Annotated in this window: 9 protein-coding genes; 6 read left to right on the plus strand and 3 right to left on the minus strand. The window is 71.6% G+C overall.

All coding sequences use genetic code 11. From position 1 onward, the window contains the following. Window positions 1-34 precede the first annotated feature (34 nt). From AC3WPZ_RS01055 to AC3WPZ_RS01070, 4 genes are read left to right on the plus strand one after another with little or no spacing between them, the layout of a single operon-like run. Window positions 35-4,633, plus strand: a complete 4,599-nt coding sequence (locus tag AC3WPZ_RS01055) for a type I polyketide synthase (protein ID WP_492437804.1) — start codon at window positions 35-37, stop codon at window positions 4,631-4,633. After that, window positions 4,630-7,941, plus strand: coding sequence for a non-ribosomal peptide synthetase (locus AC3WPZ_RS01060; protein WP_492437805.1), 3,312 nt, complete (start codon window positions 4,630-4,632; stop codon window positions 7,939-7,941). The genes AC3WPZ_RS01055 and AC3WPZ_RS01060 overlap by 4 nt, the downstream gene beginning before the upstream one ends. Continuing rightward, window positions 7,938-8,708, plus strand: coding sequence for an alpha/beta fold hydrolase (locus AC3WPZ_RS01065; protein WP_492437807.1), 771 nt, complete (start codon window positions 7,938-7,940; stop codon window positions 8,706-8,708). The genes AC3WPZ_RS01060 and AC3WPZ_RS01065 overlap by 4 nt, the downstream gene beginning before the upstream one ends. Next, a complete protein-coding gene (locus tag AC3WPZ_RS01070) occupies window positions 8,708-9,598 on the plus strand; it encodes an alpha/beta fold hydrolase (RefSeq protein WP_382324613.1) in 891 nt (296 codons plus the stop codon). Before AC3WPZ_RS01065 ends, AC3WPZ_RS01070 begins: the two co-directional genes overlap by 1 nt. 9 nt (window positions 9,599-9,607) lie before the next feature. Here the strand turns inward: AC3WPZ_RS01070 and AC3WPZ_RS01075 are convergent, their stop codons facing one another. From AC3WPZ_RS01075 to AC3WPZ_RS01085, 3 genes are read right to left on the minus strand one after another with little or no spacing between them, the layout of a single operon-like run. Continuing rightward, window positions 9,608-10,468, minus strand: coding sequence for a serine aminopeptidase domain-containing protein (locus AC3WPZ_RS01075; RefSeq protein WP_492437809.1), 861 nt, complete (start codon window positions 10,466-10,468; stop codon window positions 9,608-9,610). 3 nt (window positions 10,469-10,471) lie between these two features. After that, entirely contained in the window at window positions 10,472-11,278 is an 807-nt protein-coding gene (locus AC3WPZ_RS01080) for an alpha/beta fold hydrolase (RefSeq protein WP_382324617.1), read from the minus strand. A 25-nt stretch (window positions 11,279-11,303) separates the two neighbouring features. Continuing rightward, window positions 11,304-23,987: an amino acid adenylation domain-containing protein gene (locus tag AC3WPZ_RS01085; RefSeq protein ID WP_492437811.1), complete on the minus strand. Its 12,684-nt coding sequence runs from the start codon at window positions 23,985-23,987 to the stop codon at window positions 11,304-11,306. Window positions 23,988-24,292: 305 nt separating this feature from the next. Between AC3WPZ_RS01085 and AC3WPZ_RS01090 the strand changes: the two genes are divergently transcribed. Both AC3WPZ_RS01090 and AC3WPZ_RS01095 read left to right on the plus strand, forming a co-directional pair. Further along, on the plus strand, window positions 24,293-24,946 hold the full coding sequence (locus AC3WPZ_RS01090) for an SGNH/GDSL hydrolase family protein (protein WP_492437813.1): 654 nt from the start codon (window positions 24,293-24,295) through the stop codon (window positions 24,944-24,946). Further along, the gene (locus AC3WPZ_RS01095) at window positions 24,943-26,019 is read left to right on the plus strand and encodes an acyltransferase family protein (RefSeq protein ID WP_444686491.1); all 1,077 of its coding nucleotides are present in this window, start codon (window positions 24,943-24,945) and stop codon (window positions 26,017-26,019) included. Before AC3WPZ_RS01090 ends, AC3WPZ_RS01095 begins: the two co-directional genes overlap by 4 nt. Window positions 26,020-26,029: the final 10 nt, after the last annotated feature.

Below are 26,029 nucleotides of genomic sequence, written 5' to 3' on the forward strand. Positions count from 1 at the left end.
GATGGGTCCCAGCGAGAAATTTCCCGAGCACGCCATGGCCATCGTCGGCATGGCGGGGCGCTTCCCGGGCGCGCGCGATCTGGACGCGTTCTGGCGGAACATCCGCGAGGGCGTCGAGTCGCTCGAACCGTTCAGCGACGCCGACCTGCACGGCGCGGGCGTGGACCCGACCCTGAGCGCGCAGCCTCAGTACGTGCGCAAGGGCACGGTGCTGGAGAACGCCGACCACTTCGATGCCGGCTTCTTCGGCATGTCGCCGCGCGAGGCGCAGGTGATCGACCCGCAGCAGCGCATCTTCCTGGAGTGCGCCTGGGAGGCGCTGGAGCACGCGGGTTACGCGCCCGGCGCGATCGCGCAGGCCGTCGGCGTCTACGCCGGCGCCAGCATGAACACCTACCTGCTGTCGCAGATCCTGCGCGACCCGGCGCTGGCCGCCTCGGTCGGCGGCTACCAGCTCATGCTGGGCAACGACAAGGACTTTCTCTGCACGCGCGTGTCCTACAAGCTGGACCTGCACGGACCCAGCATGACGCTGCAGACCGCCTGCTCGACCTCGCTGGTGGCGGTGCAGGTGGCCTGCCGCGCGCTGGAGCGGCACGAGTGCGACATCGCGCTGGCCGGTGGCGTGTCGGTGAACTTCCCGCAGCGCGGGGGCTACCTGTTCCAGGAGGGCATGATCCTCTCGCCCGACGGCCACTGCCGGCCGTTCGACGTGGACGCCAAGGGCACGCGGCCCGGCGCCGGTGCCGGCATCGTGGTGCTCAAGCGCCTGGCCGATGCGCTGGCCGATGGCGACACCATCCACGCCGTGATCCGCGGCGCGGCCATCAACAACGACGGCGCCGGCAAGGCCGGCTACACCGCGCCCAGCGTGGACGGCCAGGTGGAGGCCATCGCCACGGCGCAGATGCTGGCCGGCGTGGAGCCGCGCAGCATCGGCTACCTGGAGGCGCATGGCACCGCCACGCCGCTGGGCGACCCGATCGAGATCGCGGCGCTGCGCCAGGTGTTCGAGGCCGGCACCGCCGACCAGGGCTTCTGCCGCCTGGGCTCGCTCAAGGCCAACCTGGGCCACCTCGACGCCGCCGCCGGCGTGGCCGGCCTGATCAAAACCGTGCTGGCGTTGCAGCACCGCGAGCTGCCGCCGCTGGTGAACTTCCGCCAGGCCAACCCGCAGCTCGGCCTGGACCGCTCGCCGTTCACGGCCAGCGCCCAGGTCGCGCCCTGGCCAGCGGGGGATGCGCCGCGCCGCGCGGGCGTGAGTTCCTTCGGCATCGGTGGCACCAACGCCCACGTGGTGCTGGAGGAAGCGCCCGAGCTGGAGCGCGCAGAAACCAAAGGCCAACCGCAATTGCTGGTGCTGTCCGCGCGCAGCGAGGCCGCGCTCGAAGCCGCCACGCAGCGCCTGCGCGAGCACCTCGCCGGGCCCGGCGCGGCGCAGGACCTGCGCGACGTGGCCTGGACGCTGCAGGAAGGCCGGCGTGCCTTCCCGCACCGCCGCACCCTGGTGGCCGCGACGGCCGCCGACGCGGTGGCCGCGCTCGGTGCGCCCAAGCGCGCCCCGGTGCACACGGCCCGCCACGAAGGCGGCGAGCGACCCGTGGCCTTCCTGTTCAGCGGGCAGGGCAGCCAGTTCGCCGGCATGGGCGCCGACCTGTACGCGCAGCACGCCGTGTACCGCGATGCGATCGACCGCTGCGCCGAGCTGCTGCGCGAGCCCCTGGGCCGCGACCTGCGCGAAGTGCTGTTCGCCCCCGCGGGCGACCTCACCATCAACGAAACCCGCTATGCCCAGCCGGCGCTGTTCGTCACCGAGTACGCGCTGGCGACGCTGTGGCAGTCGTGGGGCGTGCGCCCGGCCGCGATGTTGGGCCACAGCATTGGCGAGTACGTGGCGGCCCACCTGGCCGGCGTGATGTCGCTGGCCGATGCGCTCACCCTGGTGGCCGCGCGCGGCCAGCTGATGCAGGGCATGGCGCCCGGCGGCATGGCGGCGGTGCAGCTCAGCGCTTCCGAGCTGCAGAAGTGGCTGGCCACGCCGGCCGGCACGCTGGAGATCGCGGCGGTGAACGCGCCTGGCCTGTGCGCCATCTCCGGCCCGCACGAAGCGCTCGACGCCTGCCTCAAACAACTGAAGGAGCAGGGCATCGACGCCCAGCCGCTGCACACCTCGCACGCGTTCCATTCCTCGATGATGGAAGGCGTGCTCGCGCCGTTCACCGCGCTGGTCGAGAAGATGGCCCTGGCCGCGCCCGGCGTGCCCTACGTGTCCAACGTCACCGGCCTGTGGATCACACCGGCCCAGGCCACCTCGCCCGCGTACTACGCCGAGCACCTGCGCCGCGCCGTGCTGTTCGAGGCCGGCGTGCGCACGCTGGCGGCCGATGCCTCGCTGCACCTGCTCGAGGTCGGCCCCGGCCGCTCGCTGGCCACTTTGGCGGGCATGACGCTGGGCGTGGAAGGCGTGCGCCGCACCAGCCTGTCCATGGGCAATGCGCGCGACGCCCGCCAGGGCTCGCAGGCGGTGCTCGACGCCGCCGGCCGCCTCTGGCTCGCGGGCGTGTCGCTCGACTGGGCCGGCCTGCACGGCCCGGTGCGGCCGCACCGCGTGCCGCTGCCCACCTATCCGTTCGAACGCAAGCGCCACGCGGTGGACCCGGCGGCGCCCAAGGCCGCGCCCCCCAAGGCGGCGGCCCCGGTGGCGGAGGCCGCCGTGCAGCGGCCCGTCGACGACTGGTTCTGGGAACCTTCCTGGCAACGCGCGGGCGCCTTGCCGACCGCTCTGTCGCCGTCCACCGAGGCCCAGGGCCGCTGGCTGGTGTTCCGGGGCGACGATGCCGCGTCACAGGCCCTGGCGAGCGCGCTGGCCGGGCAGGGCGCCGAGGTGGTCTCGGTGACCACCGGTGACGTGTTCCGGCAGGTCTCCGCCACGCACTACGAGGTGGCGCCCAGTTCTCAGGCCGACCACGATCAACTGTTCGGCGCCCTGGGCGAGGCACCGCTGGCCTGCGTGCTGCACGCCTGGAACGTGGCGCCCGATGCGCCGCTGATGGCCGGCGCCCTGGACGCCGCACTGCCGCAAGGCCGCCGCCAGGCCTTCGACGCGCTGATCTGCCTGGCGCGCGCGCTGGGTGGCGTGAAGCGCGCCCAGCCGCTGCCGGTGCTGGTGCTCAGCAGCGACCGCGAGCCGGTGCTGGGCACCGAGTCCGTTCGGCCCGAGCGCGCGCTGCTGCTCGGCCCGGCCTTGCTCCTGCCGCTGGACGTGCCCGGCGTGCACTGCCGCGCGATCGATCTGGCGGGCAGCGAATGGACGCCTGAGGCCGCGCCCCGGCTGGCCGCCTCGCTGCGCGCCGAAGCGGCCCGGCCCGATCCGGACGGCGTGGTGGCCTACCGTGGGCGCCACCGCTGGACGCCCACGCTCACGCCGCAGCGCCTGGGCGCCGACGCGGGCGCGCTGCCGCTGCGCGAGGGTGGCACCTACCTCGTCACCGGCGGTGCCGGTGGCATCGGCCTCACGCTGGGCCAATGGCTGGCCCGCACCGCGCGCGCGGCCCGGCTGGTGCTGGTCTCGCGCTCGGCCTGGCCCGATCGGGCGCAGTGGGACACGCTGCTGGCGGCGAAAGACACGCCCGCGCCGCAGAAGGAGCGCATCGCCGGCATCCGCGCGATGGAAGCCGCCGGTGCCGAGGTGCTGCTGTGCTCGGCCGACGTGGCCGACGAAGCGCAGATGCAGGGCGTGGTCGCCATGGCGCGCGCGCGTTTCGGCGCGGTGCACGGCGTGGTGCACGCCGCGGGCGCGTTGGGCACCGGCACGGTGTTCGAGAAAACGGCGCAAAGCATCGAGGCCGTGCTGCGGCCCAAGCTCGAAGGCACGCTGGTGCTGGACCGCGTGCTCGCCGGCGCCGGGCTCGATTTCTTCATGATGTGCTCGTCCATCAGCACCTCCTTCGGCTCGGCCGGCATGGTCGACTACTCGGCCGCCAACGCCTTCCAGGACGCGTTCGCCAAGTCCGGCCTCGCGCGCTCAAGCGAACGTGTGCTCGCGGTGGGCTGGGATTCGTGGCGCGACGTCGGCTTCTCGGCCGCGCAGGGGGGCGACAGCTCGCACGCCGCGCTGCGTTATGCCATCCGCCCGCAGGAGGGCGCTGAAGCCTTCGGTCGCGTGCTCGCCAGCGGCCTGCCGCATGTGTACGTCACCCGCCAGGTGATGCCCGACATGCTGCGCGACGTGGAGGCCTTGAAGGCCTGGTTGCGCACCTCGGGCGAGGCCATGCAGAGCCAGCCCGCCTCGGCCGAGCCGGGCGCCGCCGCGCCGGTGGACCTGCAGGCGCTGGCCCCGAGCGAGATCGAGGCGCGCATCGGCGCCATCTGGGCCGACCTGCTGGGTGTGGACGACATCGGGCTCGACGACGACTTTTTCGCGCTGGGCGGGCATTCGCTGATGGCCACCCGCATCATCGCGCGCATCGAAGAGCAATTCGGCGCGCGCCTGTCGCTGCGCGACCTGTTCGAAGGCCCCAGCATCCGCCAACTGGCGGCGAAAGTGGTGGCCCAGGGCGCATCGGGCGCCAGGAGCACAGGCCAGCCCGAGAGCGGCGCTGGGGATGAGGACCGGGAGGAGATCGAGTTTTGAACGCGCACGAGTTGCTGGCACAGCTGCAAGGCCTGGGCGTCGAATTGACGGCGGACGAAGGCCGCCTGCGCGTGAGCGCGGCCCGAGGCCGCCTGGACGAGGACCTCAAACACGCCATCGGCGAACACAAGACCGAGTTGCTCGCGCTGCTGGCGCAGCGCCGCGCCCCCGGCGCCGGGCCGGTGGCCGGCGTGGCGCACGACGGGCCGTTGCCCCTGTCGCCGTTCCAGGAGCGGCTGTGGATCCTGCAGCAGCTCGAACCCGACAGCACCACCTACCTGATGGCCACCACCTGGCTCGCGCCCCTGGGCGTGAGCGGTGAGGCCCTGGTGGCCGCGATCGAGCGCGTGCACGCGCGCCAGCTCGGCCTGCGCATGGTGTTCGTCGAGGAACAGGGCAAGCCCACGGGCCGCCGCGTGCAGGTGCCCAAGGTGCGCATGCACGACCTGCGGCACCTGACCCCGACCGAACAGAAATGGCAGGTGGACGCCGATGTCGAGCGCGTGGTGCACACGCCGATCGACCTGGCGCACGAGACGCCTGCGCGTTTCGAGGTCTACGCCACCGCCGGCGACAGCTGGGTGGTGATGGTCGCGGCGCACCACATCGCGGTCGATGCCTGGTCGCTGCACGTGCTGCGCAGCGAGATCGCGGCCGAGCTGGCGGCGCCGCGTGGCGACGGAGCCGCCGCGCCCGCGCTGCAGTACGCCGACTACGCCGCCTGGCAGCGCCACGCGGTCGACACCTCCGCCGGGCTGGACTGGTGGGAACGCACGCTGCAAGGCGCGCCCCAGCTCTCGGCCTTTCCCGCCGACCTGCCGCTGTCCGACGCGCCGCCCAAGGGCGCCTCGGTGGACTTCGAGCTGGACGCGGAGCTGCTCTCGGGCCTGCGCCAGCTGGTGCGGCGCGAGAACGCCACGGTCTACATGGCGCTGCTGGCGGCCACCGCCGCGCTGCTGCGCGCGCACACGGCGCAGGGCGACCTGCTGCTGGGCAGCCCCATGGGCGTGCGCGAGCGCGCCGAGTTCGAAAACCTGATCGGCCCCTTCGTGAACCTGCAGGTGGTGCGCCTGCAGGCCGGCGACGACCCGGCTTTCAGCGAACTGCTGCGCCGCGCGCGCAACGCCTTGCTGGACGCGCACGAGCACCGCGAGGTGTCTTTCGAAAGCGTGCTGGAGCGGCTGCGCCCGGTGCGCTCGTTCCAGCACTCGCCGCTGTTCCAGGTGGCGGTGGTGCAGCACAACGTCAACACCCAGAGCCAGGGCTCGGCCAGCGAGAGCGGCCTGGCCATCACCGGTGGTGGTGCGCTGCACGAGCTGACCTGGTTCGCGCGCGAGGAGGGCGGCCGGCTGGTCTGCAGCCTGGAGTACCGCAGCGACCTTTACTCGAGCGACATGATGGAGCGCCTCGCTTCGCAGCTGCAGGCCCTGCTGCGCGGCGCGGTGGCGAACCACGAGGCACCGATCAGCCAGCTGCCCCTGCTCACGCCGGCCGCGCGCGAACAGCTCGTGCACGGCTTCAACGAGACCACGCAGGCGCTGGACACCACGCTCTTCGCCCAGCGCCTGGAGCGGCAGGCCGCCGAATCGCCCACGCGCACCGCGGCGGGCTTCGAGGGCCAGACCCTGGACTACGCCACGCTGAACCGTCGCGCCAACCAGCTCGCGCACCACCTGCAGGGCCTGGGCGTGCGGCCCGGCGTGCGCGTGGGCATCTGCATGGAGCGCTCGCTGGATCTGCTGATCGCGCTGCTGGCGGTGCACAAGTCCGGTGGGGCCTATGTGCCGCTGGACCCCGACTTTCCCGCCGAGCGCCTGGCCTACATGCTGGAAGACAGCGGCGCGCAGGTGCTGGTCACGGCGGGCGAGGCGGCCGACGCCGTGAGCGCACCCGAAGGCGTGCGCTGCGTGGACCCGCTGGCCGACGCGGCCGCGATCGCCGCGCACAGTGGCGAGAACCCGGCGCCCTCGGCCGGCGCCGGCGACGCGGCCTATGTGATCTACACCTCCGGCTCCACCGGCCGCCCCAAGGGCGTGGTGGTGCCGCAGGGCGCGCTGGCCAACTTCCTGGCGTCGATGGCGCTGCAGCCCGGCCTGGGCGCCGACGACGTGCTCGCGGCCGTGACCACGGTGTCGTTCGACATCGCCGGTCTGGAGCTGTACCTGCCCCTGACCGTGGGCGCGCGGGTCGAGCTCGCCTCGCGCGACACCGTCACCGACGGCGCGGCGCTGGCCGACTGGCTCGCCGCGTGCGGAGCCACGGTGCTGCAGGCCACGCCGGCCACCTGGCGCCTGCTGCTCGAAACCGACTGGACCCCGGCGCGCCCCTTGCGCGCCTTCTGCGGCGGCGAACCGCTGCCGCGCGACCTGGCCGACCGCCTGCTGGAGCGCGTGGCCCAGCTGTGGAACCTATACGGCCCGACCGAGACCACCATCTGGTCCACCGTGCAGCGCGTGGAGCCTTCGCCGGCGCCCATCCGCATCGGCCGGCCCATTGCGAACACGCAGGTCTATGTGGTCGATGCGCGCGGCGAGCCCGTGCCGATCGGCGTGCCCGGTGAGCTGTGCATCGGCGGTGCCGGCGTGGCCACGGGTTACCACGAGCGCGCGGAGCTCACGGCCGAGCGCTTCGTGGCCGACCGCTTCGCCCGCGAGCCGGGCGCGCGCCTGTACCGCACCGGCGACCTCGCGCGCTGGGACGCGCAAGGCCATCTGCACCACCTGGGCCGGCTCGACCACCAGGTGAAGGTGCGTGGCTACCGCATCGAACTGGGCGAGATCGAGACCGCGCTGTCCGCCCACCCGGCCGTGCGCCAGGCGGTGGTGATGGGCCGCGAGGCCGGCCCGGCCGACGTGAGGCTGGTGGCCTACCTGGCGTTCCAGCCGGGCGAAGACCTGACCGCCAGCGACGTGCGCCGCTTCCTGCGCAAGCAGCTGCCGGATTACATGATCCCGTCGGTGGTGGCGGCGGTGGACGCGATTCCGCTCACGCCCAACGGCAAGGTCGACCGCGCCGCGCTGCCCGACCCGTTCCGCCACGCGGTGCAGGCCGCGCGCGATTTCGTCGCACCCGAGCCGGGCCACGAGCAGGCCATGGCCGAGATCTGGCGCGACATCCTGCACGTCGATCGTGTGGGCGCCGAGGACAACTTCTTCGAACTCGGCGGCCATTCCCTGCTGTCGCTGCGCGTGGCGCAGGCGGTGGAAAAGCGGTTGGGGTGGCGCATGGATGCGCGTACATTGTTCTTCCAGAACCTGCGTCAGGTGGTGGCCACCGCGGCCGCCGAAAAGGGAAGCCTCCAGGAATGACGCCACTGTTTTTTGGTGAGAGCTCGCGCCGCCTGTTCGGCGTCTACACGCCGGCGCACGCGCGCGGCGGGAAGGCGCGCGGGGTCGTGATCTGCCCGCCCTGGGGCACGGAGTACCTGCGCGCGCACCGCAGCGTCTGCCAGCTCGGCCGGCTGCTGGCCGAGTCCGGCGTGCACGTGCTGCGTTTCGACTATTACGGCACCGGCGATTCCGCCGGGGACACGAACGAGGGCGACCTGAAAGGCTGGCAGGCCGACGTGGAAACCGCCATCGACGAACTCAAGGACACCGCCGGCCTGCAGCGCGTGGGTCTGGTGGGCCTGCGCCTGGGTGGCCTGCTCGCGGCCCGCGTGGCGCCGGTGCGGCGCAAGGACGTGGATGCCGTGGTGCTGTGGGATCCGGTGGTGCAGGGGGCCGATCACCTGGCCGGCCTGCAGCGCCTGGACGCGGCCGTGGCCCGCGAGCGCGCCTTGAAGGTGAACGCCGGGGAGCTGCTGGGCTTTCCCATGTCCGTGGCCCTGGCCACCGAGCTGCAGGCCATCGAACTGCTGCAGCACGCGCCCGGCCTGCCGGCGCGCACGCTCATGGTGGTGTCGGAAAACGTGCTCGGGCAGGACGCCGTGCGCACCGCGCTCGAAACGGCGCGGCCCGGCGCGCAGCCCTTCGAGCACATCCAGAGCCAGCCCGCCTGGCTGGAGGACCAGCATTCCGGCGCGGGCGCCGTGCCCGTCAAGCTGCTGCAGCGTGTCGTGGAGTGGCTGGCCTGATGGAACGCGTCGTCGAACAGGCCTTGCTGCTGGGCCCCCGCAAATCCATGGTCGGGGTGATCACGCCCGCGTCCACGCGCTCGGCCGTGCCCGACGCGCCTTTTGTCGTTATCCTCAACGCCGGCATCATCCACCGCGTCGGCCCCAACCGCATGCACGTGCTGCTGGCCCGCGCGCTGGCGGCCGCGGGTTTCGGTGTGCTGCGGGTCGACCTCTCCGGCCTGGGCGACAGCGAGGCGCGCAGCGATGCGCTGCCGCCGCTGGACGCCACCATGGCCGATATCCGCGAGATCCTGGACATGCTGCAGGCCACGCGCCAGGTGCAGCGCGTGGTGCTGGTGGGCCTGTGCTCGGGCGCCGACCATTCCATCATCTACGCCGGCACCGACGAGCGCGTGGTGGGTGTGGCGCTGATGGACCCGTCCATTCCGCGCACCCTGGGCTACTACGTGCACCACTACGGCCACCGCATCCTGGGCCTGCGCGCCTGGCTGAACCTGATGCTGGGCCGCCACCCGATCTGGCGCGCGCTGCGGCGCCGCCTGAGCCGCAAGGCGCCCGGCGGGTCGCCGGCCGAAGAGGTGGAGGCCCGGGGGCCGTCGCTGGAAGATCCGAAGGTCAAGGCCTTCCTGCAGAATGCCTACGGCCGCGCGCTCGGCAGCGGTGTGCAGATGCTGGCCGTGCTCACCTCAGACCGGCAGCGCCAGCACAACTACCGCCGCCAGTTGCTGGACGCCTTCCCCCTGTTGACCTTCGGCGACCAGCTGTGGCTGGAGTACTTCAAGGAATGCGACCACACCTTCGCGTCGTCGGCCAACCGCGCCCGCCTGATCGGCCTGGTGGAGACGTGGATGAAGGCGACCAACTTCCGCTCGCCGCCCAAGGGCTGAGCGAACGGTTCAGCGGTTCGAAGGCAGCACGCGGCTTGTCAGCCAGTCGTCGGTCATGGCCAGGAAGGCCTGCTGCGCGGTGCGTGTCGTGATCAGGTGGTCCGACACTTCCAGGTAGTTGAAGCCCACCTTCTCGTGGAACGGGAACTGGCCGAACATGCCCTTGAACTGGCCGGCGTGGTTGAACCACTCGGGCTCGCCGCCGCAGTAGACGAACAGCAGCTCCACGCCACCGTCGCTCAGGGTCTGGATGCGCTGGCCGAAGACCTCTTTCGGTGGCGCCAGGGACACTTCCACCGCGCGCCCGCTGCCGTTGCCGCCATGGCCGTCGGTGGATCTGGCGCGGAACAGGCCGAGCAGCCGGTCGGCCGCCTTGCGCACCGCGCCCGCCAGGCCCGCGCGGCGCAGTTTGTAGAAGAAGGTCCGGGTGCGTGAGGCGGCCGTCGGGTAGGCGTAGAGGTCCCACAGCAGGATGGCGCGCAGGCGCGGGTCTTCCAGCGCCACCAGGTGCGCCACCTCGGCGCCCGAACAGAACCCCACCATCATGAAACGCGCGCAGCCAAAGCGCGCCTGGGCCGCGTCCATCACCGAGCGCGTGTCGGCCACCCACTGTTCGACCACCGGCAGGGTGCTGGCGGTGCGGCGGCTGTCGCCCAGGCCGCTCATGTCGAAACGCACCGAAGGAATGCCCTGGGCCGCGAGGCGGCGCGCGAGGTGCACGTTCATGCGGTGCGGCCCGCTGCGCGGGATCACGCCGGAGTTGGTCAACAGGGCCACGACGGGCGGCGCGCCGTTGAAGCCCGTGTCGGCGGGGGTGAAGGTGGCGACGAGGTGGTTTTCGATCCCCAGCGTCAGGGTGTGTTCGGCCATCGGTCAGTCGAGGGTGGAGAGAACGGCGCGCAGCAGGTCCGGAGGGACGATCGCCGTGCCCATCGCCTGACTGGACATCCAGTCGGTGATCTGCCCGATATTGTGCAGGCGGAATTCGGGGTGGTTCTCCAGGTCGGCGAAATGCCCGCGCTGTTCATCGGGCACGGCGCAGAGCACGCGCACACCGCGCCGCAGCGCGGGCGCCACCTGCACGTCGCGCAGGTTCTGCAGTTCGTCGGCGAGGGACTGGCCGACGTGAAAGCCCAGCAGGTCGCCCGGCAGGCCGGGGGCCACCCCCTTGTCGCTGGCGAGCAGCCGGTCCCAGGGCACGCGGAACATGCGCACCAGTTCGCGCTGGTGGCCTTCCATGAGCTGGCGCATGTAGGTGGGGCCGTCGAGCACCGGTTCCCACAGCACGAGCTGCGTGGGCGGCTTGCGCGCGCGCAGGGCCGCGCGCAGCGCGAGGGTGGCGCCCAGGCCCATGCCGAACCAGATCACGGGCGCGCCATCGCCGTCCTGCAGCTGCTCGTGGGCGGCCAGGGTGTCGTCCAGCCAGCCGCTGAGCGACTGGTCTTCCTCGTTGCCGGGGGAGTCGCCGGTGCCGTGGTAGTCGAAGCGCAGGGATTCACAGCGCTCGCGCGCGAGCCGCTCGCCCACGACACGGTAGATGGCCGCGGTGCGCACGGCCTCCTGGCCGAGCGGGCGGCACAGCAGGAAGCGCGCGCGCGGTGCGCCACCGCTGCTGGCGGTCTGGTACACGCCCACCATCTCCCGCCCGGGGCGGCCGAAACGTCTGATCGCAAGGTCCATGGAATCGAATCGGTGGTGTGCCGGGTCAGGCCCGTTGAACGAGGCGCGCGAGCCGTTTCATGAGGCCCGGCGCGGGTTCGGCCGCGTCGGCGTTGGCGGCCGCGGAGGCCGGCGTGTCGGCACCGGTGGCGTCGTAGGCCACGGCGAGCTGGGCCAGCGTTTCACTCACGTAGCGGCGCGGGCTGATCTGCTTGCCGATCTGCTGCTCCAGCTTGAGCACGGCCTGCATGGCGGTGAGCGAGGTGCCGCCCAGGTCGAAGAAGTTGTCGTTGCGGCCGATGTGGCTCATGCCCAGTAGCTCGCTCCAGACCGCGTGGATGGCCTGCTCGGTGGCCGTGCCGGCGAAGCGGTCGCCGGTCTGGCTCGTCTGCGCCTTGAGCGCGCGCGATTGCGCCAGCTGCAGCCGGCCCGAGGGGTGGCGCACGATCTGCTCGAACCAGCGCAGGTCGAGCGCAGCGCGGGCCTCGGTGGGCACGGCGTCGAGCAGCGCGCGGGCGTGGGATTCGCGTTGCGCGGCGGACAGGCCGCTGGCCTGCAGGCCGATCACCAGCCGGCGGCGCCCGTTCGAGTCCACCGCGGCCTGCGCGGCGGCCACGTCGACGCCCGGCAGCGCCAGCGCCGCCTGCTCCAGCGCCTCGAGGTCCACCAGGCCACCGCCGAGCAGCACCGTGGGTTCGTTCGCATCGCTCACGTGTTGCAGCACGCCGTCGCTGCGCCAGCGCGCGCTGGTGTGGCTGGCTGTCCAGGCGCCCGCCGCGCCGGCCTTCACCCAGACGGGGGCGGCCACGCCGATCGGGGCCGTGCCCTCGGGCCGCGGCGCGACGCGCACGGTGTGCGGCACCAGCGGGCGGCCCACCAGGCCGGCCTCGGCCGCGTCGGCCACCCAGTGGGCGGCCAGCGGCAGGGGCAGTGAGTCGGTCTGCAGCACGTTGAGCACGGAAAGGCCCGCGTCCAGCAGCTGCGCCACGAGGTCGGGGGAGTTGTCGCGCGCGTCCACGGCGGCGATGACCGAGAGCGAGGCGCCACGGCGGGCCTGCAGGGCGTCGGCCCAGGTGTTGGCGTCCGCGAAGACGAGGCCGGTGCGCTCGCGCTGGAGGTCGGCCACCAGGGTGGCGCCGTCGGGCGCTTGGTCCCACAGCACCAGCCGGCCGCCGGTGTGCAGCGCCAGGCCCAGCAGGGCCAGCGCGGTGCCGGTGGCGTGGGCGCTGGCGCGCAGGCAGTCGCCCACCAGCAGGTGGGCCTGGCGGGCGAGGCCGGCGCTGATCAGGGCGACCAGCGCGGCGTCGAAGGCTTGCGGCTGGACCGCCGCCTTGCGCGCCATGGCGGCGGGCTGGCTTTGCAGCCAGGGTGCGTCGCCGAAAGCCACCGCGTCGGCGGGCGGCGTGTCGCCGGGCGTCAGGGGCAGGCAGTGGTGGCCCAGGCGCAGCACGGCCAGGGCGGTGACCAGTTGGGCCACCGGCTCCTGCATCGCGATGGCCACGGTGAGCGGGTGGCCCGCCGCGGGCAGGCGGGTCTTGAGCTGGGCCGCGTTGTCGTTCACGCGGCGGACCAGCTCGCGGGCGTCGAGTTCGGTGCCGCCAATGCGCAGCAGCGCGGGTGGGGTGAGGGCGCTGGCGCGCTGCTCCAGCAGATCGAACAGGCTTTGCGCGGGCGCCACGGCCGGCGCGTCCAGCGCCAGCACGCGGGCCTGTTCGGCGGGCGTGGGCGCCATCAGCTGCGCCACGGTCTGGTTCGGCGTGCGGGCCACCGCATCGAGCAGGGCCACGAAGCGCTCGTGCAGGGACTTCGCGGTGGAAGGCAGGTAGAGGTGGGTGTCGTACTGGATGCCACCTTCGATGCCGGAGGGGATCTCGACCAGCCAGAGGTTGAGGTCTTCGGTGGCGCCCTTGTGGCGCACGTGCACGCGCTCGTGCTCGAGCGGGCCCCAGTGGGTGGGCCGGTTGCGCGCGTCCTGGAACGAGAACATGCACTGGTACAGGCGCGCGTGCACGCCGGGCTGTTCGGCTTCGAGCACGTGGGCCATGCGCTCGAAGGGCACGTCCTGGTGGGCGAAGGCCTCGACGACGGCGGCGCGCACGCGACCGATCCAGTCGAGCCAGCTCAGCGAGGTGTCCACCGGCAGGCGCACCGGCAGCATGTTGTTGAAGAAACCCATGATGGGATCGAGCTCGGGCGTGGGGCGGCCGCGCACCGGCAGGCCGATGGTCGGCGCGGGCTCGCGCAGCAGCTGCGAGACCATGGCGGCGTAGACCGAGAGCGCCACGATGCTCAGCGTGGAGCCGGTGCGCTTGGCGATGTCGCGCACGCGGTCGGCCTGCTCGGCGGCGATGTGCATGGACTCGGTGGCGCCTTCGCGCAGCATGCCGGGCAGGCGGGCCAGGTCGGTCAGCGGCTCCTGCACCGGTTTGCCGAGGAACTGCTTTTTCCAGTAGGTCAGCTGGTCCTGCAGTTCGTCGCTGTCCAGCCAGCGCGCGTGCCAGTCGGCGAAGTCGCCGTAGGTCAGGGCCAGGGGCGGCAGCGGCGAGGGCCGGCCTTCCGAGAAGGCCTGGTAGAGCGCGTTCATCTCGTCGTACAGCAGGTCGAACGACCAGCCGTCCCAGATCACGTGGTGCGTCATGAAGAACAGCACGTGGTGGTCGTCGGCGAGGCGGAACAGGCGGGCCTTGAACAGGGGCGCGTGCTCGAGCGAGAAGGCCTGGTCGGACAGGGCGGCCAGCCGCTCCTGCAGCACGGCTTCCTGTTCGCTCGGCGGGTAGCTGCCCAGGTCTTCCAGCGGCAGCAGGCTGAACGCGGGCAGCTCCACATTCTTCTGCACCGGGCCCTGCGCGGTGGACACGACGGCGCTGTGCAGCGCCGGCTGGCGCTTCACGATGTCCTGGAAGGCGCGGTCGAAGGCCTGCAGGTCCACCGGGCCGCGCAGGCGGTGGCCCGAGGGCGCGTTGTAGACGGTGCGGCCGGGCTGCATGGCCTCGATGAAGCGGATGCGCTCCTGCATCAGGGTCAGCGGCGCCTGGCGCTGGTCGGCGCGGTGCACCAGCGGTTCGCGGGTGGGCGCCGTGGCGCCGCGTTGTTCGTCGATCAGGCGCGCCAGCTTTTCGGCGGTGGTCGATTCGAACAGCACCCGCAGGTTGAGCTGCAGGCCGAAAGCCTTGTTGATCTGGCCCATGAGCTTGGCGGCCAGCAGCGAGTGGCCGCCGAGGAAGAAGAAGTCTTCGTCCACGCCGACGGCGGGCAGCTTGAGCACGGCCTGCATGGCCTCGACCACCGCTTTTTCGGTGTCGTTGCGCGCGGGCTTGACCGCGCCCGCGCTGGCCGACGGTGCCGGGCCGGTGGGCGCGGGCAGTGCCTTGCGGTCGATCTTGCCGTTGGGCAGGAGGGGCATGGTGTCCAGCAGCACGATCTGCTGGGGCAGCATGTAGTCGGGCAGACCGGCGCGCAGCGCCTCGCGCAGGGCGGCGGCATCGGGTTGCTGACCGGCGTGCGGCACGGCGTAGCCGATCAGGCGCACGTCGCCCGGGCTGTCCTCGCGGGCCATCACCACGGTGCGGGCGATGCCGGGCAGGGCGGCGAGGCGGGCCTCGATCTCGCCCAGCTCGATGCGGTAGCCGCGGATCTTGACCTGGAAGTCCAGCCGGCCCAGGTGCTCCAGCGTGCCGTCTTCGCGCCAGCGCGCGAGGTCGCCGGTGCGGTAGATGCGCGCGCCGGGCGTGGTGGTGTCGAACGGGTCGGCCACGAACTTCTCGGCGGTGAGTTCGGGGCGCTTGAAGTAGCCGGTGGCCACGCCGGCGCCGCCGATGCACAGCTCGCCTTCCTGGCCGATGGCCACGGGCTTCATCTGCTCGTCCAGCACCCAGACCTGGGTGTTGGCGATCGGGTGGCCGATGGTGATCTTCTGCGCCGCGTCGGTGACGCGGCACAGGGTGGACCACACGGTGGTCTCGGTCGGGCCGTACATGTTCCAGAGTTCCACGCCGGCCTCGAGCAGGCGCTGCGCCAGCGAGGGCGGCAGCGGCTCGCCGCCGCACAGGGCGCGGAAGCCGGCGGGCGCGCGCCAGCCGGCGTCGAGCAGCATGTGCCAGGTGGTGGGAGTGGCCTGCATCACGTTGATGCGCTGCTCGGCGGCCAGGCGGCCGAGCACTTCGCCGTCCATGGCGTCTTCGCGCTGGGCCAGCACCACGCTGGCGCCCACGGTGAGCGGCAGGAAGAGTTCGAGCACCGCGATGTCGAAGGACAGCGTGGTCACGGCCAGCAGCCGGTCGCCGGCCTGCAGGCCCGGCTCGCGGCGCATGCTGGCGAGGAAGTTGCACACCGCGTTCTGCGGCAGCACCACGCCCTTGGGCTTGCCGGTGGAGCCCGAGGTGTAGATGACGTACATGGGCGCGTCGTCGGCCCAGTCGGCGGGGCGCGGCAGGGCGCTGTCGGAGGCCGAGGCGATGGCGGCGGCGTCGTCGTCGATGCGGATCTGCTGTTCGCGCGGCACGCCCGAGAGGCTGGCGTTGGCCGCGTCGGTGATCACCAGGCGCACGCCCGCGTCCTCGGCCATGTCGTGCAGGCGGTCCTTGGGGAAGCCCGGGTCGAGCGGCACATAGGCCGCGCCGGTCTTCAGGATGCCGAGCAGGGCGGGCACGAGGTTGGGGCCGCGCGTGAGGCACACGCCCACCCGCATGCCGGCACCGATGCCGCGCGAGCGCAGCAGCTGGCCGAAGCGGTTGGCGCGCGATTCGAGCGCGGCGTAGCTCAGGCTCACGCCGTGCGCCACCAGGGCGACGGCATCGGGCGTGGCGGCGGCCTGGCGGCTGATCCACTGCTCCACGCGGGCATGCGCTTCCAGCGGCATGGCGGTGGCCTGGTTCCAGGCGATCAGGCGCGGGTCCGGTGCCGTTGCAGGGCGCACCGGCGCGGGCGCCACCACGGCGGTGAGCACCGGCAGCTCGACGCCGGGGTGCTGCGCGAAGTGGGCGATCTCGGCGCGCAGGGCGTCGATCAGTTCCTGCGCGCGCTGCGGGCTGAAGAACTCGCTGCTGTGGTGCAGGTCCAGCGTGAGCGCGTCGTTCTGTTCGTAGAAGTTGAAGAACAGCTCGCTGAGCGTGCCGCGCTTGCGGCCTTCGTGCATGGCGGCCTGCAGGGGCGCGTAGGCCGAGAGGTCGACCTTGGGGTTGAGATTGAAGAAGATGCCGGTGAGCGGCGGGCGGTCGCCCGCGCTGCGGATGCCCAGCGCGCGGGCCACCGTGCCCTGGGTCATGAGCGGGTACTCCAGCGCGTCCATCAGGCGCGAGCGCACGCGCTGCAGCACGGCCTCGGTGCTCTCGCCGGGCTGGCAGCCCAGGCGCAGCGGCAGGTCGAGCACGCCGTCGGCCATGATCGGCCCGCGGCGCTGCAGGCTCTGGCTGGCGTAGGGGATGCTGACCACGAAGTCGCTCTGGCCGCTGCGCTTGTGCAGCATGCGGGTGAGCGCCATGAGCAGCACCTGGAACAGCGTGGCACCCGACTGCTTGGCCTGCGCACGCAGGCGGCTGAACAGCTCGCCGTCCAGTCGTATGCGAAGCGTGTCGGCCGCGTAGCTGCGGTGGCCCTGCGGGGTGCGGTCGCCCAGGTTCAGCGGCGCGGGCGGGTTCTGCAGCTGCTGCTGCCAGAAGCGCAGGGCTTCCTGGCCGTCGGGTCCGTCGAAGCGGGCCTGCTCTTCCTCGGCGAAGTCCAGCGGCGACTCGGCCGGCTTGAAAGCCGGCGCCATGCCCATGCTGCGGGCCTTGTAGGCGGTGGCGAGCTCGGCGTTGAACACGCTGGAGGCCCAGCCGTCGAACACCAGGTGGCTGGCCACCACGTGCACCACGGTGCGGCCGTCGGCCAGGGTGAGCAGGCTCACGGCGGCCAGCGGCGCCTGGTCGAGCGGGAAATCGCGCAGGCTGGCCTGGGTGCAGAAGTCGTCCAGCGCCTGGTCGGCGTCGGGCTGCGCGCTCAGGTCGATCTCGGCCACGGGCAGGTTCAGCTGCGGCGCCACCCGCTGCCGGGGTTCCTCCAGATCGAACTGGATGCGGAAGGCCTCGTGCCGCGTCAGCACGTCGTTCAGCGCGGCCTTCAGCGCGGTGCGGTCCACGCCGCCCTGCAGGCTGACGCAGAACGACTCGTTGAGCGCCAGCCGGGCCGAGGGATCGAAGCCGCCGGCCAGCCAGCGCTCGGTCTGCCCGGGCGAGAGCTGGGCGTCGGTGCCTGCGCGCGTGCCGCCTTGCGGGCCCGAGGGGGGTGGGGCACCGCCGCCGTCCTTGGGCGTGATGAAGCCCAGGCCCATGAGCTCGTCCATGGCGTCGGTGAACACCTGGAAGATGCGGTCGGTGTGGGCGTCGGTCATGCCCTCGGTGACGAAGTGGCCGAACTGCTCGTACAGGTGCAGGCCGTGGTAGCGCACCAGGTAGTAGAAGAGGCTGATGTGCTTCTGGTTGTCGTCCCACTGCAGGCGCCAGATCGAGGCGCAGTGCACCGCCTTGACCGGTGCGCCACGCACCGCGAAGGCCGTGTTGAGGCGGTCGATCAGGCGCTGGGTGCGGTCGTTGAGGTTGCGGTAGAACTCGCGCCCGCCCGCCTTGATGTGCTGCAGCGTGGCACGCGCGGCGGCCAGCGCCAGCGGGTGGCGCACGAAGGTGCCGGCGAAGTAGGTCACGCCGGCTTCGGGGTAGGAGTCGTCGCCGTACTGCCAGTGGCCGCCGTCGAGCGCGTCGAGCCAGTTGGCGTTGCCCGCGATGGCCGCGAACGGCAGGCCGCCGCCGATGACCTTGCCGTAGGTGGCGATGTCGGCGCGCACGCCGTAGAACTCCTGCGCACCGCCTGGGGCGACGCGGAAACCGGTCACGACTTCGTCGAAGATCAGCGCGCAGCCGGCCTTGTCGGCGATCTGGCGCAGCGACTGCACGAACTCGCGCGGCTGCAGCGTGGGGTACTTGTTCTGGATCGGCTCGGTCATGATCGCCGCCAGCTCGGGGCCGCGCTCGCGCAGCACGCGCAGGGAGTCCTCGCTGTTCCAGTCCAGCACCAGGATGTTTTCCACCGCGTTGGCCAGGATGCCGGGCGCGGCGGAGAGCGAGCGCAGCTGCCTGGTGCCGCGCACGATCACCTCGTCGAAGATGCCGTGGTAGGAGTTGGTGAAGATGGCGATGGTCTTGCGGCCGGTGACGGTGCGCGCGATGCGCATGGCGCCCATCACGGCCTCGGAGCCGGTATTGCAGAAGCCCACGCGCTCCATGCCGGTGAACTCCGAGATGAGCTGGGCCACATCGGCCGCGTAGGGGTGTTGCGGGCCCACTTCCAGGCCGAGCTGCAGCTGCTGCTGCATCGCCTCGATCACCTTGGGCGGCTGGTAGCCCAGCAGGTTGCCGCCGAAGCAGGACAGCAGGTCGATGTACTCGTTGCCGTCCAGGTCCCAGAGGCTCGCACCGCTCGAACGGTCGACCACGATGGGGTAGACCAGGTCCTTGTACAGCGGGTTGAAGCCGGTCACCACGCGCGGGTCGGCCATGACCTTGCGGTGCTGCTGGCTGAAGGCCTTGGACTTGCCCGAGCGCGCGTTGTAGCGGGTGATGAACTCGTCGAGCCAGCGGCGCTGCGCGGGCGTGAAGTCCTGGCGCGCTTCCAGCGTCAGACGCGGCGAGGCGCCGAAGGGTTTTTCGACCAGCGACTTGATGGAGGGCTGGGCGGGTTCGGCCTCCGTCGCGGCGGCGGCCGGAGCCGAGGCCACCACGGTCGGCGCGGGCGCCACGGGGACCGCTGCGATCGGCAGGGCGGCCGCCATGGGCTGGCCGGCCAGCACCGCGAGCTGCTGCGCCATGAGTTGCATCTGCTGCTGAAGCAGCTGGTGCACGGCGTTCGTGCCGCCGGGCAGGGCCGCGAACTGCAGCGGCAGGGCCGCCGGGGCCGCGAAGCCGGCCACCTGGGCGGGCATGCCGGCCGCCATCGCGGGGGCTGCCGCCACGGGGGCCACCGGCGCGAACTTGTCGGCCGGCATCTCGGTATCGAGGAAGCGCGCGAGCTTGCCGATGTTGTCCAGGTCTTCCATCAGGCGGCGAAAGCGCAGCTTGACGCCGAACACGCGTTCCAGTTCCAGCGTGGCCTGGGTGAGCGAGAGGGAGTCCAGGCCCTGGTCGACAAAGCTGGCGTCCGTGGTCATGTCGTCGGCGGGGATGCCCGAGACGTCGCTCAGGACGCGCTTGAGTTCGTTTTCAACGGTGGGTATTCGGCTCATGGTGACGGCACTCGCAACGGAGAGGGAAACATCGGACGGCAGGGCGCCTGTGGGCGCGGTGCGGCGGGCAAACCAGTGACGGTCGTTCTGGAACGGGTAGGTGGGCAGGGGCGCGCGGCGCGCGGTCGCGGCCACCGGCCAGGCGGGTTCGATGCAGGCGCACCACAGGGCACCCAGCGCGGCCAGGCCCTGCTCGGCGGGCTGGCCGGGGTCTTGCGCGGCGCCCAGCATGGACACGATGCGCGGCACCTCGGCTTTGGGTGTGCGGTGCTGGCGCAGCAGCGCGGTGAGCGCCTGCCCCGGCCCGACTTCGAGGAACACGGTCTCGCCCTGGGCGAGCTCGGCCATCACGGCCTTGCTGAACAGCACCGGCGCGCGCACCTGGCGCGCCCAGTAGCCGGGGTCGGTGGCCTCGTGCGCCTGCAGTGGCGCGCCGCTCACGCACGAGTACACGGTGAGGTGGGGTGCCTGCAGGCGGGCCTGCGCGAGCGCTTGCGCGACGCGCGGCAGCGCGCCTTCCATGGAGGCGCTGTGGAAGGCGTGCGAGACGCGCAGGCGGGTGGCATCGATCTCGTTGCGCTCCAGGGCCTGGGCGAAGCGGTCGATGGCTTCATGGCCGCCAGCCACCACGGTGAGCGCGGGCGCGTTGCAGCCGGCGACCTCGATGCCCTCGGGCAACAGGGCCCGCACGGCGTCCAGGCCGGTGCGCACGGCCAGCATGGCACCGGCGGGCTGGTCGAACATGGCCTGGCCGCGCGCGATCACGGCGGCCATCGCGTCTTCGAGCGAGAACACGCCGGCGTGGCACGCGGCGGCGTACTCGCCGATGCTGTGGCCGATCATGGCGTCGGGCCGGATGCCCAGGCTGTCCAGCCAGGCCGCGAGCGCGTAGGACACGCTGAACAGGGCCGGCTGGGCGTAGCGCGTCTGCGCCAGCAGTTGGGCCACCTCGGCATCGGCCGGGTCGGCGCTCACCAGCCAGGCGCGCAGGTCCACGCCCAGAGCGGTCTCGGCCAGCGGCAAGGCGCGGTCGAGCGCCTCGCGGAAGGCGGGCACTTCGTCCACCAGCTGGCGCGCCATGCCGGGGTGTTGCGAACCCTGACCCGGGAACAGGAACACCAGGCGCGGCTTCTGCAGCGCGCTCACGCTGCTCTTGGCCGCGCGCAGGCGTGCGATGGCTTCCTGGGCGCTGCCGGCGACCACCGAGAGGCGCTGCGCCATGGGTTTGCGCCCGCGCATGAGCGTGGCGGCGACGTCGCCCAGCGGCAGCTCGGGATGTTGTTCGAGGTGCTCGGCCAGGTCGCGCGCGCGCTGCAGTGCGGCGTCGGCGGTGCGGGCCGAGAGGGGCAGCAGCCAGCGGCCGTCGCCGGTCGATGCGGGCGCACGCGCCGGGGCCTCTTCGATCACCACGTGGGCGTTGGTGCCGCCGACGCCGAACGAACTCACCGCCGCGAGCCGCGATTCGCCGCCGCGCGGCCAGGGGGTGTTCTGCGCCACCACGCGAAAGGGCGTGTTCTCGAAGTCGATCTGCGGATTGGGCCGGCGGTAGTGCAGGGTGCCCGGGATCACGCCGTGGTGCAGCGAGAGCGCGGTTTTGATCAGGCCGACCACGCCGGCACCGGCGGCCATGTGGCCGAGGTTGCTCTTGAGCGAGCCGATGCCGCAGTACTGGCTGTCGGCGGTGTCTTCGCGCCAGGCGCGGGTGAGCGCGGCCACCTCGATCGGGTCGCCGAGCGAGGTGCCGGTGCCGTGCGCTTCCACGTAGCCGATCTGGCGCGCGCTCACGCCGGCCTGGTCGAGCGCCATGCGGATGGCGCCCATCTGGCCGGTGACGCTGGGCGCGGTGAAGCTGGCCTTGTCGCCGCCGTCGTTGTTCAGGCCCACGCCGCGGATCACGGCGTACACCGTATCGCCCTGGGCCAGGGCGTCTTCCAGCCGGCGCAGCACGACCACGCCGCCGCCACTGGCGAACACGGTGCCGCTGGCGTCGGCGTCGAACGGGCGGCAATGGCCGTCGGCGGATTCCATGCCGCCTTCGACGTGCAGGTAGCCGCTGATCTGCGGCACGGCCACGTTGATGCCGCCGGCCAGCGCCACGTCGCACTGCCCGCTGGCCAGCGCGTGCCAGGCCTGGGCCACGGCCACCAGGCTGGTGGAGCAGGCGGTGTGGATGCTCAGGGCCGGGCCGTTGAGGTTGAGGCGGTTGGCCACGCGGGTGGCCACATAGTCCTTCTCGCTGGCGAGCATGGTGGCGAATTCGCCGTACTGCTGCACCAGCTCGGGTTGTTCGCTGCGCAGCGCGGGCGCGTAGGCGTTGTTGCCGGTGCCCGCGTAGACGCCGATGCGCGCGTCGGTGCGCGAGGCGTCGATGGCGGCGTGTTCGAGCGCCGAGACGCTGAGCTCGAGCATCAGCCGCTGCTGCGGGTCGAGCATGGTGGCTTCGCGCGCCGAGATGCCGAAGAAGCCGGCGTCGAAGTGCTCCACGCCGTCGAGCACGCCGTGCGCGGCCACGAAGTTGGGGCGCGAGCGCACCGCGTCGGGCACGCTGGGGTCGAGCTCGTCGAGCGAGAACTGGCGGATGCCTTCCTGGCCGTCGATCAGGTTCTGCCAGAAATCGTCGAGGCGGCGGGCACCCGGTGTGCGGGTGGCCATGCCGACGATGGCGATGCCGGCCGTGGGCTGGGCCGGCGCCAGGCGCTTGCGCTGACCCGCGTTCACCGGGCCGGCGAGCGCCGCGGCGATGCCGGCCACGGTGGGTTTGTCGTACACGTCGGCCACGTTCAGGCCCTGGACGCCCTGGTCCTTGAGGCGCGTGACGAAGCGCATCACGAGCAGCGAGCGCGCGCCCAGGTCGAACAGGTTCTGGTCGTCGCCGATGGCGGGCAGGCCCAGCAGCTCCTGCCACAGGCCGCGCACGATCGCCACCGGGTCGCTCGAAGCGGAGGTGGCGGCCGTGTCCATGGCCGGCAGGGGCAGGCCCTTGCGGTCGATCTTGCCGCTGGGCGTGGTGGGCAGGCGATCCAGCACCACGTAGCGCACCGGCACCATGTACTCGGGCATGGCGGCGCGCAGTTGGGCGCGGATGCGGGTGATCAGCTCGCTGGTGTTGGCTTGCGCGCCTTCGCGCAGCACCAGGTGCGCGACCAGTTGTTTGCCGATGCCGGGCAGGTCGGGCGCGGTGACCACCGCGTCCTTGATGCCGGCCTGGGCCATGATGGCGAGTTCGATCTCGCCCGGCTCGATGCGAAAGCCATCGACCTTGAGTTGCTGGTCGGCGCGGCCCAGGTAGGTGTACACGCCCTCGGCGTCGCGGCGCGCGAGGTCGCCGGTGACGTACCAGCGCCCGGGCAGCGCGGGGAAGTCGGTGCGGAAGCGCTCGCCGGTGAGTTCGGGCCGGCCGAGGTAGCCGCAGGCCAGCGTCTCGCCGCCCAGCAGCAGTTCGCCGGTGTGCTCGTCGGTGGCGTTTTCGGACGGCACCAGGGCGAGCTGCACGTGCGGCAGGGCGCGGCCGATCGGGGGGATCTCGGGCCAGGCGGCCGGGTCGCCACGCAACTCGTGCGCGGTGACCACGTGGCTTTCGGTCGGGCCGTAGTGGTTGTGCAGCTCCGAGCCCGGCAGGCGCTGGAACAGGGACCGGATCGCGGGCGTGACCTGCAGTTGTTCGCCCGCGCTCACCACATCGCGCAGGGAGGTGGGCAATTCATCGCGCGAGGCCTCCGCGATCATCTGCAGCGCCACGTAAGGCACGAAGATGCGTTCGATGCGGCGCTGGATGAGGGCGTTGAGCAGCAGGCCGGGGTCGCGCCGCTGTTCCTCCGGCACCAACACCAGCGTGCCGCCACAGGCCAGCGTGGAGAAGATTTCCTGGAAGTGCACGTCGAAGGACAGCGGCGCGAACTGCAGGGTGCGCGCGGGCTGGCCCAGGCGGGGGTGGTCGGCGTGCCACTGGATCAGGTGGCGCAGCGGCACCGCGCCCATGGCCACGCCCTTGGGCCGGCCGGTGGAGCCCGAGGTGAACAGCACGTAGGTGAGGTCGGGCGCCGAGGCGTGCAGGGCGGCTTGCACCGGTGCGGGCTGTTCCAGCGTGGGCAGTTCGCCCACCAGCGAGCGCAGCGTGGACAAGGCCTGGTCTTCGCCCACCACCGCGCGGGGTTGCGCATCGTCCAGCATGGCGCGCAGGCGCTCGGCCGGGTAGGCCAGGTCCAGCGGCACATAGGCGATGCCGGCTTCGGCGGCGGCCAGGATCGAGATGATGGTGTCGGTGGAGCGCGTGGCGGCCACCGCGATGCGTTCACCGCTTTGCAGGCCCGCGTCGGCAAAGGCGCGCGCGCGCGCCGCCACCGCAGAGGCCAGTTCACGGTAGGTCAGGGGCTCGCCCTCGGGCGATTCCAGGGCCACGGCGTTCGCGTGGCTCTGTGCTCCGCTGCGCAGCCAGAGACCCAGGTTCGGTTCACCTGCGTCGTTCTCTTGCTGACTCATGAAGTGCATTGCAAAAACCCCCTACGTGCAGGAAAGCTCCTCGAATGAATACAAATGAGTACCATCAGAAACTTGTGTAACAAATGATAACCCGGTCGTGTTGTATTTTTTCTGACTTTCCGGGCCGCTTTCCCGCAGTTTGTACGACATAACTCACGCCGAAATGCATTTCCGACATTCCCGACCAAACGACACTGACAAGATGCAGGACTTCTTGCAACAGACCCTCTCGCATTGTTGCGGGCTCGAAGCCTTTTGATCTTGTGAAACATTCACCCAGGTTATCGCTGTGGACGGGTTGGGGCGTGGCAGCGCTGATCGCCTGCGCGGTCCTGGCGATTGGCGGCTCCGCGCGCCTTTCTGAGGCGTTCCTGTGGCGCCTGGAGCGTTGGCAGTCCGCGCCCACGGTGTCCCAGCGCCTCTTCGAGCGGCGCACGATCGCCCACCAGCTGAACGTGGACCGCCTGGTGCCGCGTGGCGCGATCCTCTTCTTCGGCGACAGCCACCTCCAGACCTTGCCCACGGGGGGCCTGGCGCAGGCCTACAACTTCGCCATCGGCGGTGAAACGGCCCAGCGGCTGAGCCAGCGCCTCGATCGCTACACTTCGCTGCCCCGGGCCCGCGCGGTGGTGCTCGGCGCGGGCACCAACGACCTGATCGAGGGCCGCACGCCCGAAGACGTGCGGCTGGCCTGGGGTGCGATCCTGGACCGCATGCCCGCGTCCGCCCAGGTGGTGTGTGTCGGCATTCCCGTGCCGCCCGGCAACCCGGCCGAGGCCGTCAACGCGTCGGTGGCCGAGATGTGCCGGCAGCGCGGCCATGCCATGGTCGACGCGGTGCCGGGGCAGGGCGCCCTGGCCCGCGCGTCCCTGGCGGGCGATGGCCTGCATCTCGATGCCACCGGTTCCCTGTTGTTGCTCCAGGCCATCGAGGCCGTCCTGACCAAGAAACCCGCATGATCGAATCGCCACCCTCGCAGTCGCACCGCCAACCCGCACTGGACTGGCTCCGGGGTTTCGCCGCCCTGATCGTGGTCGGCTTCCACTACTTCCATGCGGGGGTTCGCGATGGCTCGATCCAGGGCCAGCAGAGCCCCGTCCTGTACCACGTCTTTTCCTATGGCTACGTGGGGGTGCACCTGTTTTTCATGATCAGCGGCTACGTGATCATGATGACCGCCCAGAATTCGAGCGTGCGGCGTTTCATCGCCTCCCGCGTGTCCCGGCTGATGCCCGCCTTCTGGGTGTGCATGACCCTGACGGTGCTGATCGAGCTGGCCGCGCCGGCCGCGCCGTTCAAGCCCGAGTCCTGGGCCCAGTACGCGGCCAACCTGACCATGCTGCCCCGGGTGTTCGGCCAGAACCTCGTCGATGGCGCGTACTGGTCGCTGGCGGTGGAGATCAATTTCTACTTCTGGATCGGCGTGGCGATCGCCACCGGGCAGCTCAAGCGCATCGAGACGCTGCTGATCCTCTGGCTGGGCCTGTCGCTGGTCAATTTCATTCGCCCCATGTACACCGTGGAGATCGTCACCAGCGCCCAATGGGCGCCCCTGTTCGCCGCCGGCGCCTTCTTCTTCCTGGTGCGGCAGTCGGGCTGGACCACCCGTCGGCGCTTGGCGCTGCTGGGCTGCGCCGCGCTGGCCTGCATGTACCTGTGGCGTGAAAATGGCCAGGCAGACAGCCTGGAGCAGCTGCTGGCCCTGGACGACAGCCCCAACAACCTCGTGATCGAGGCCATCCTGCTGTCGTATTTCGCCTTCTTCTACTGGATGATTCGCCGCAAGGTACCGATTGAACCCTCGACATGGAGCGATTTGTCCGGCCGCCTCACCTACCCGCTGTACCTGATCCACCAGCACGCCGGCTATGCCCTGTTCAGCGTGGCGGTGGCGTCCGGCCTGGTCGCGTCCTGGGGCATGACGCTGGTGACCCTGGGCATGATCGCCCTGGCCCTGCTGGTGGCCTGGGCGGTCAATGTCGGCGTCGAACAGAAGCTCGGCCCCGTGCTGCGCAAGTGGATCGCGCGCTGAAGGCGGGAGA

The sequence above is a fragment of the Hydrogenophaga sp. FW305-3-2-15-A-LB1 genome (genome assembly GCF_058787875.1).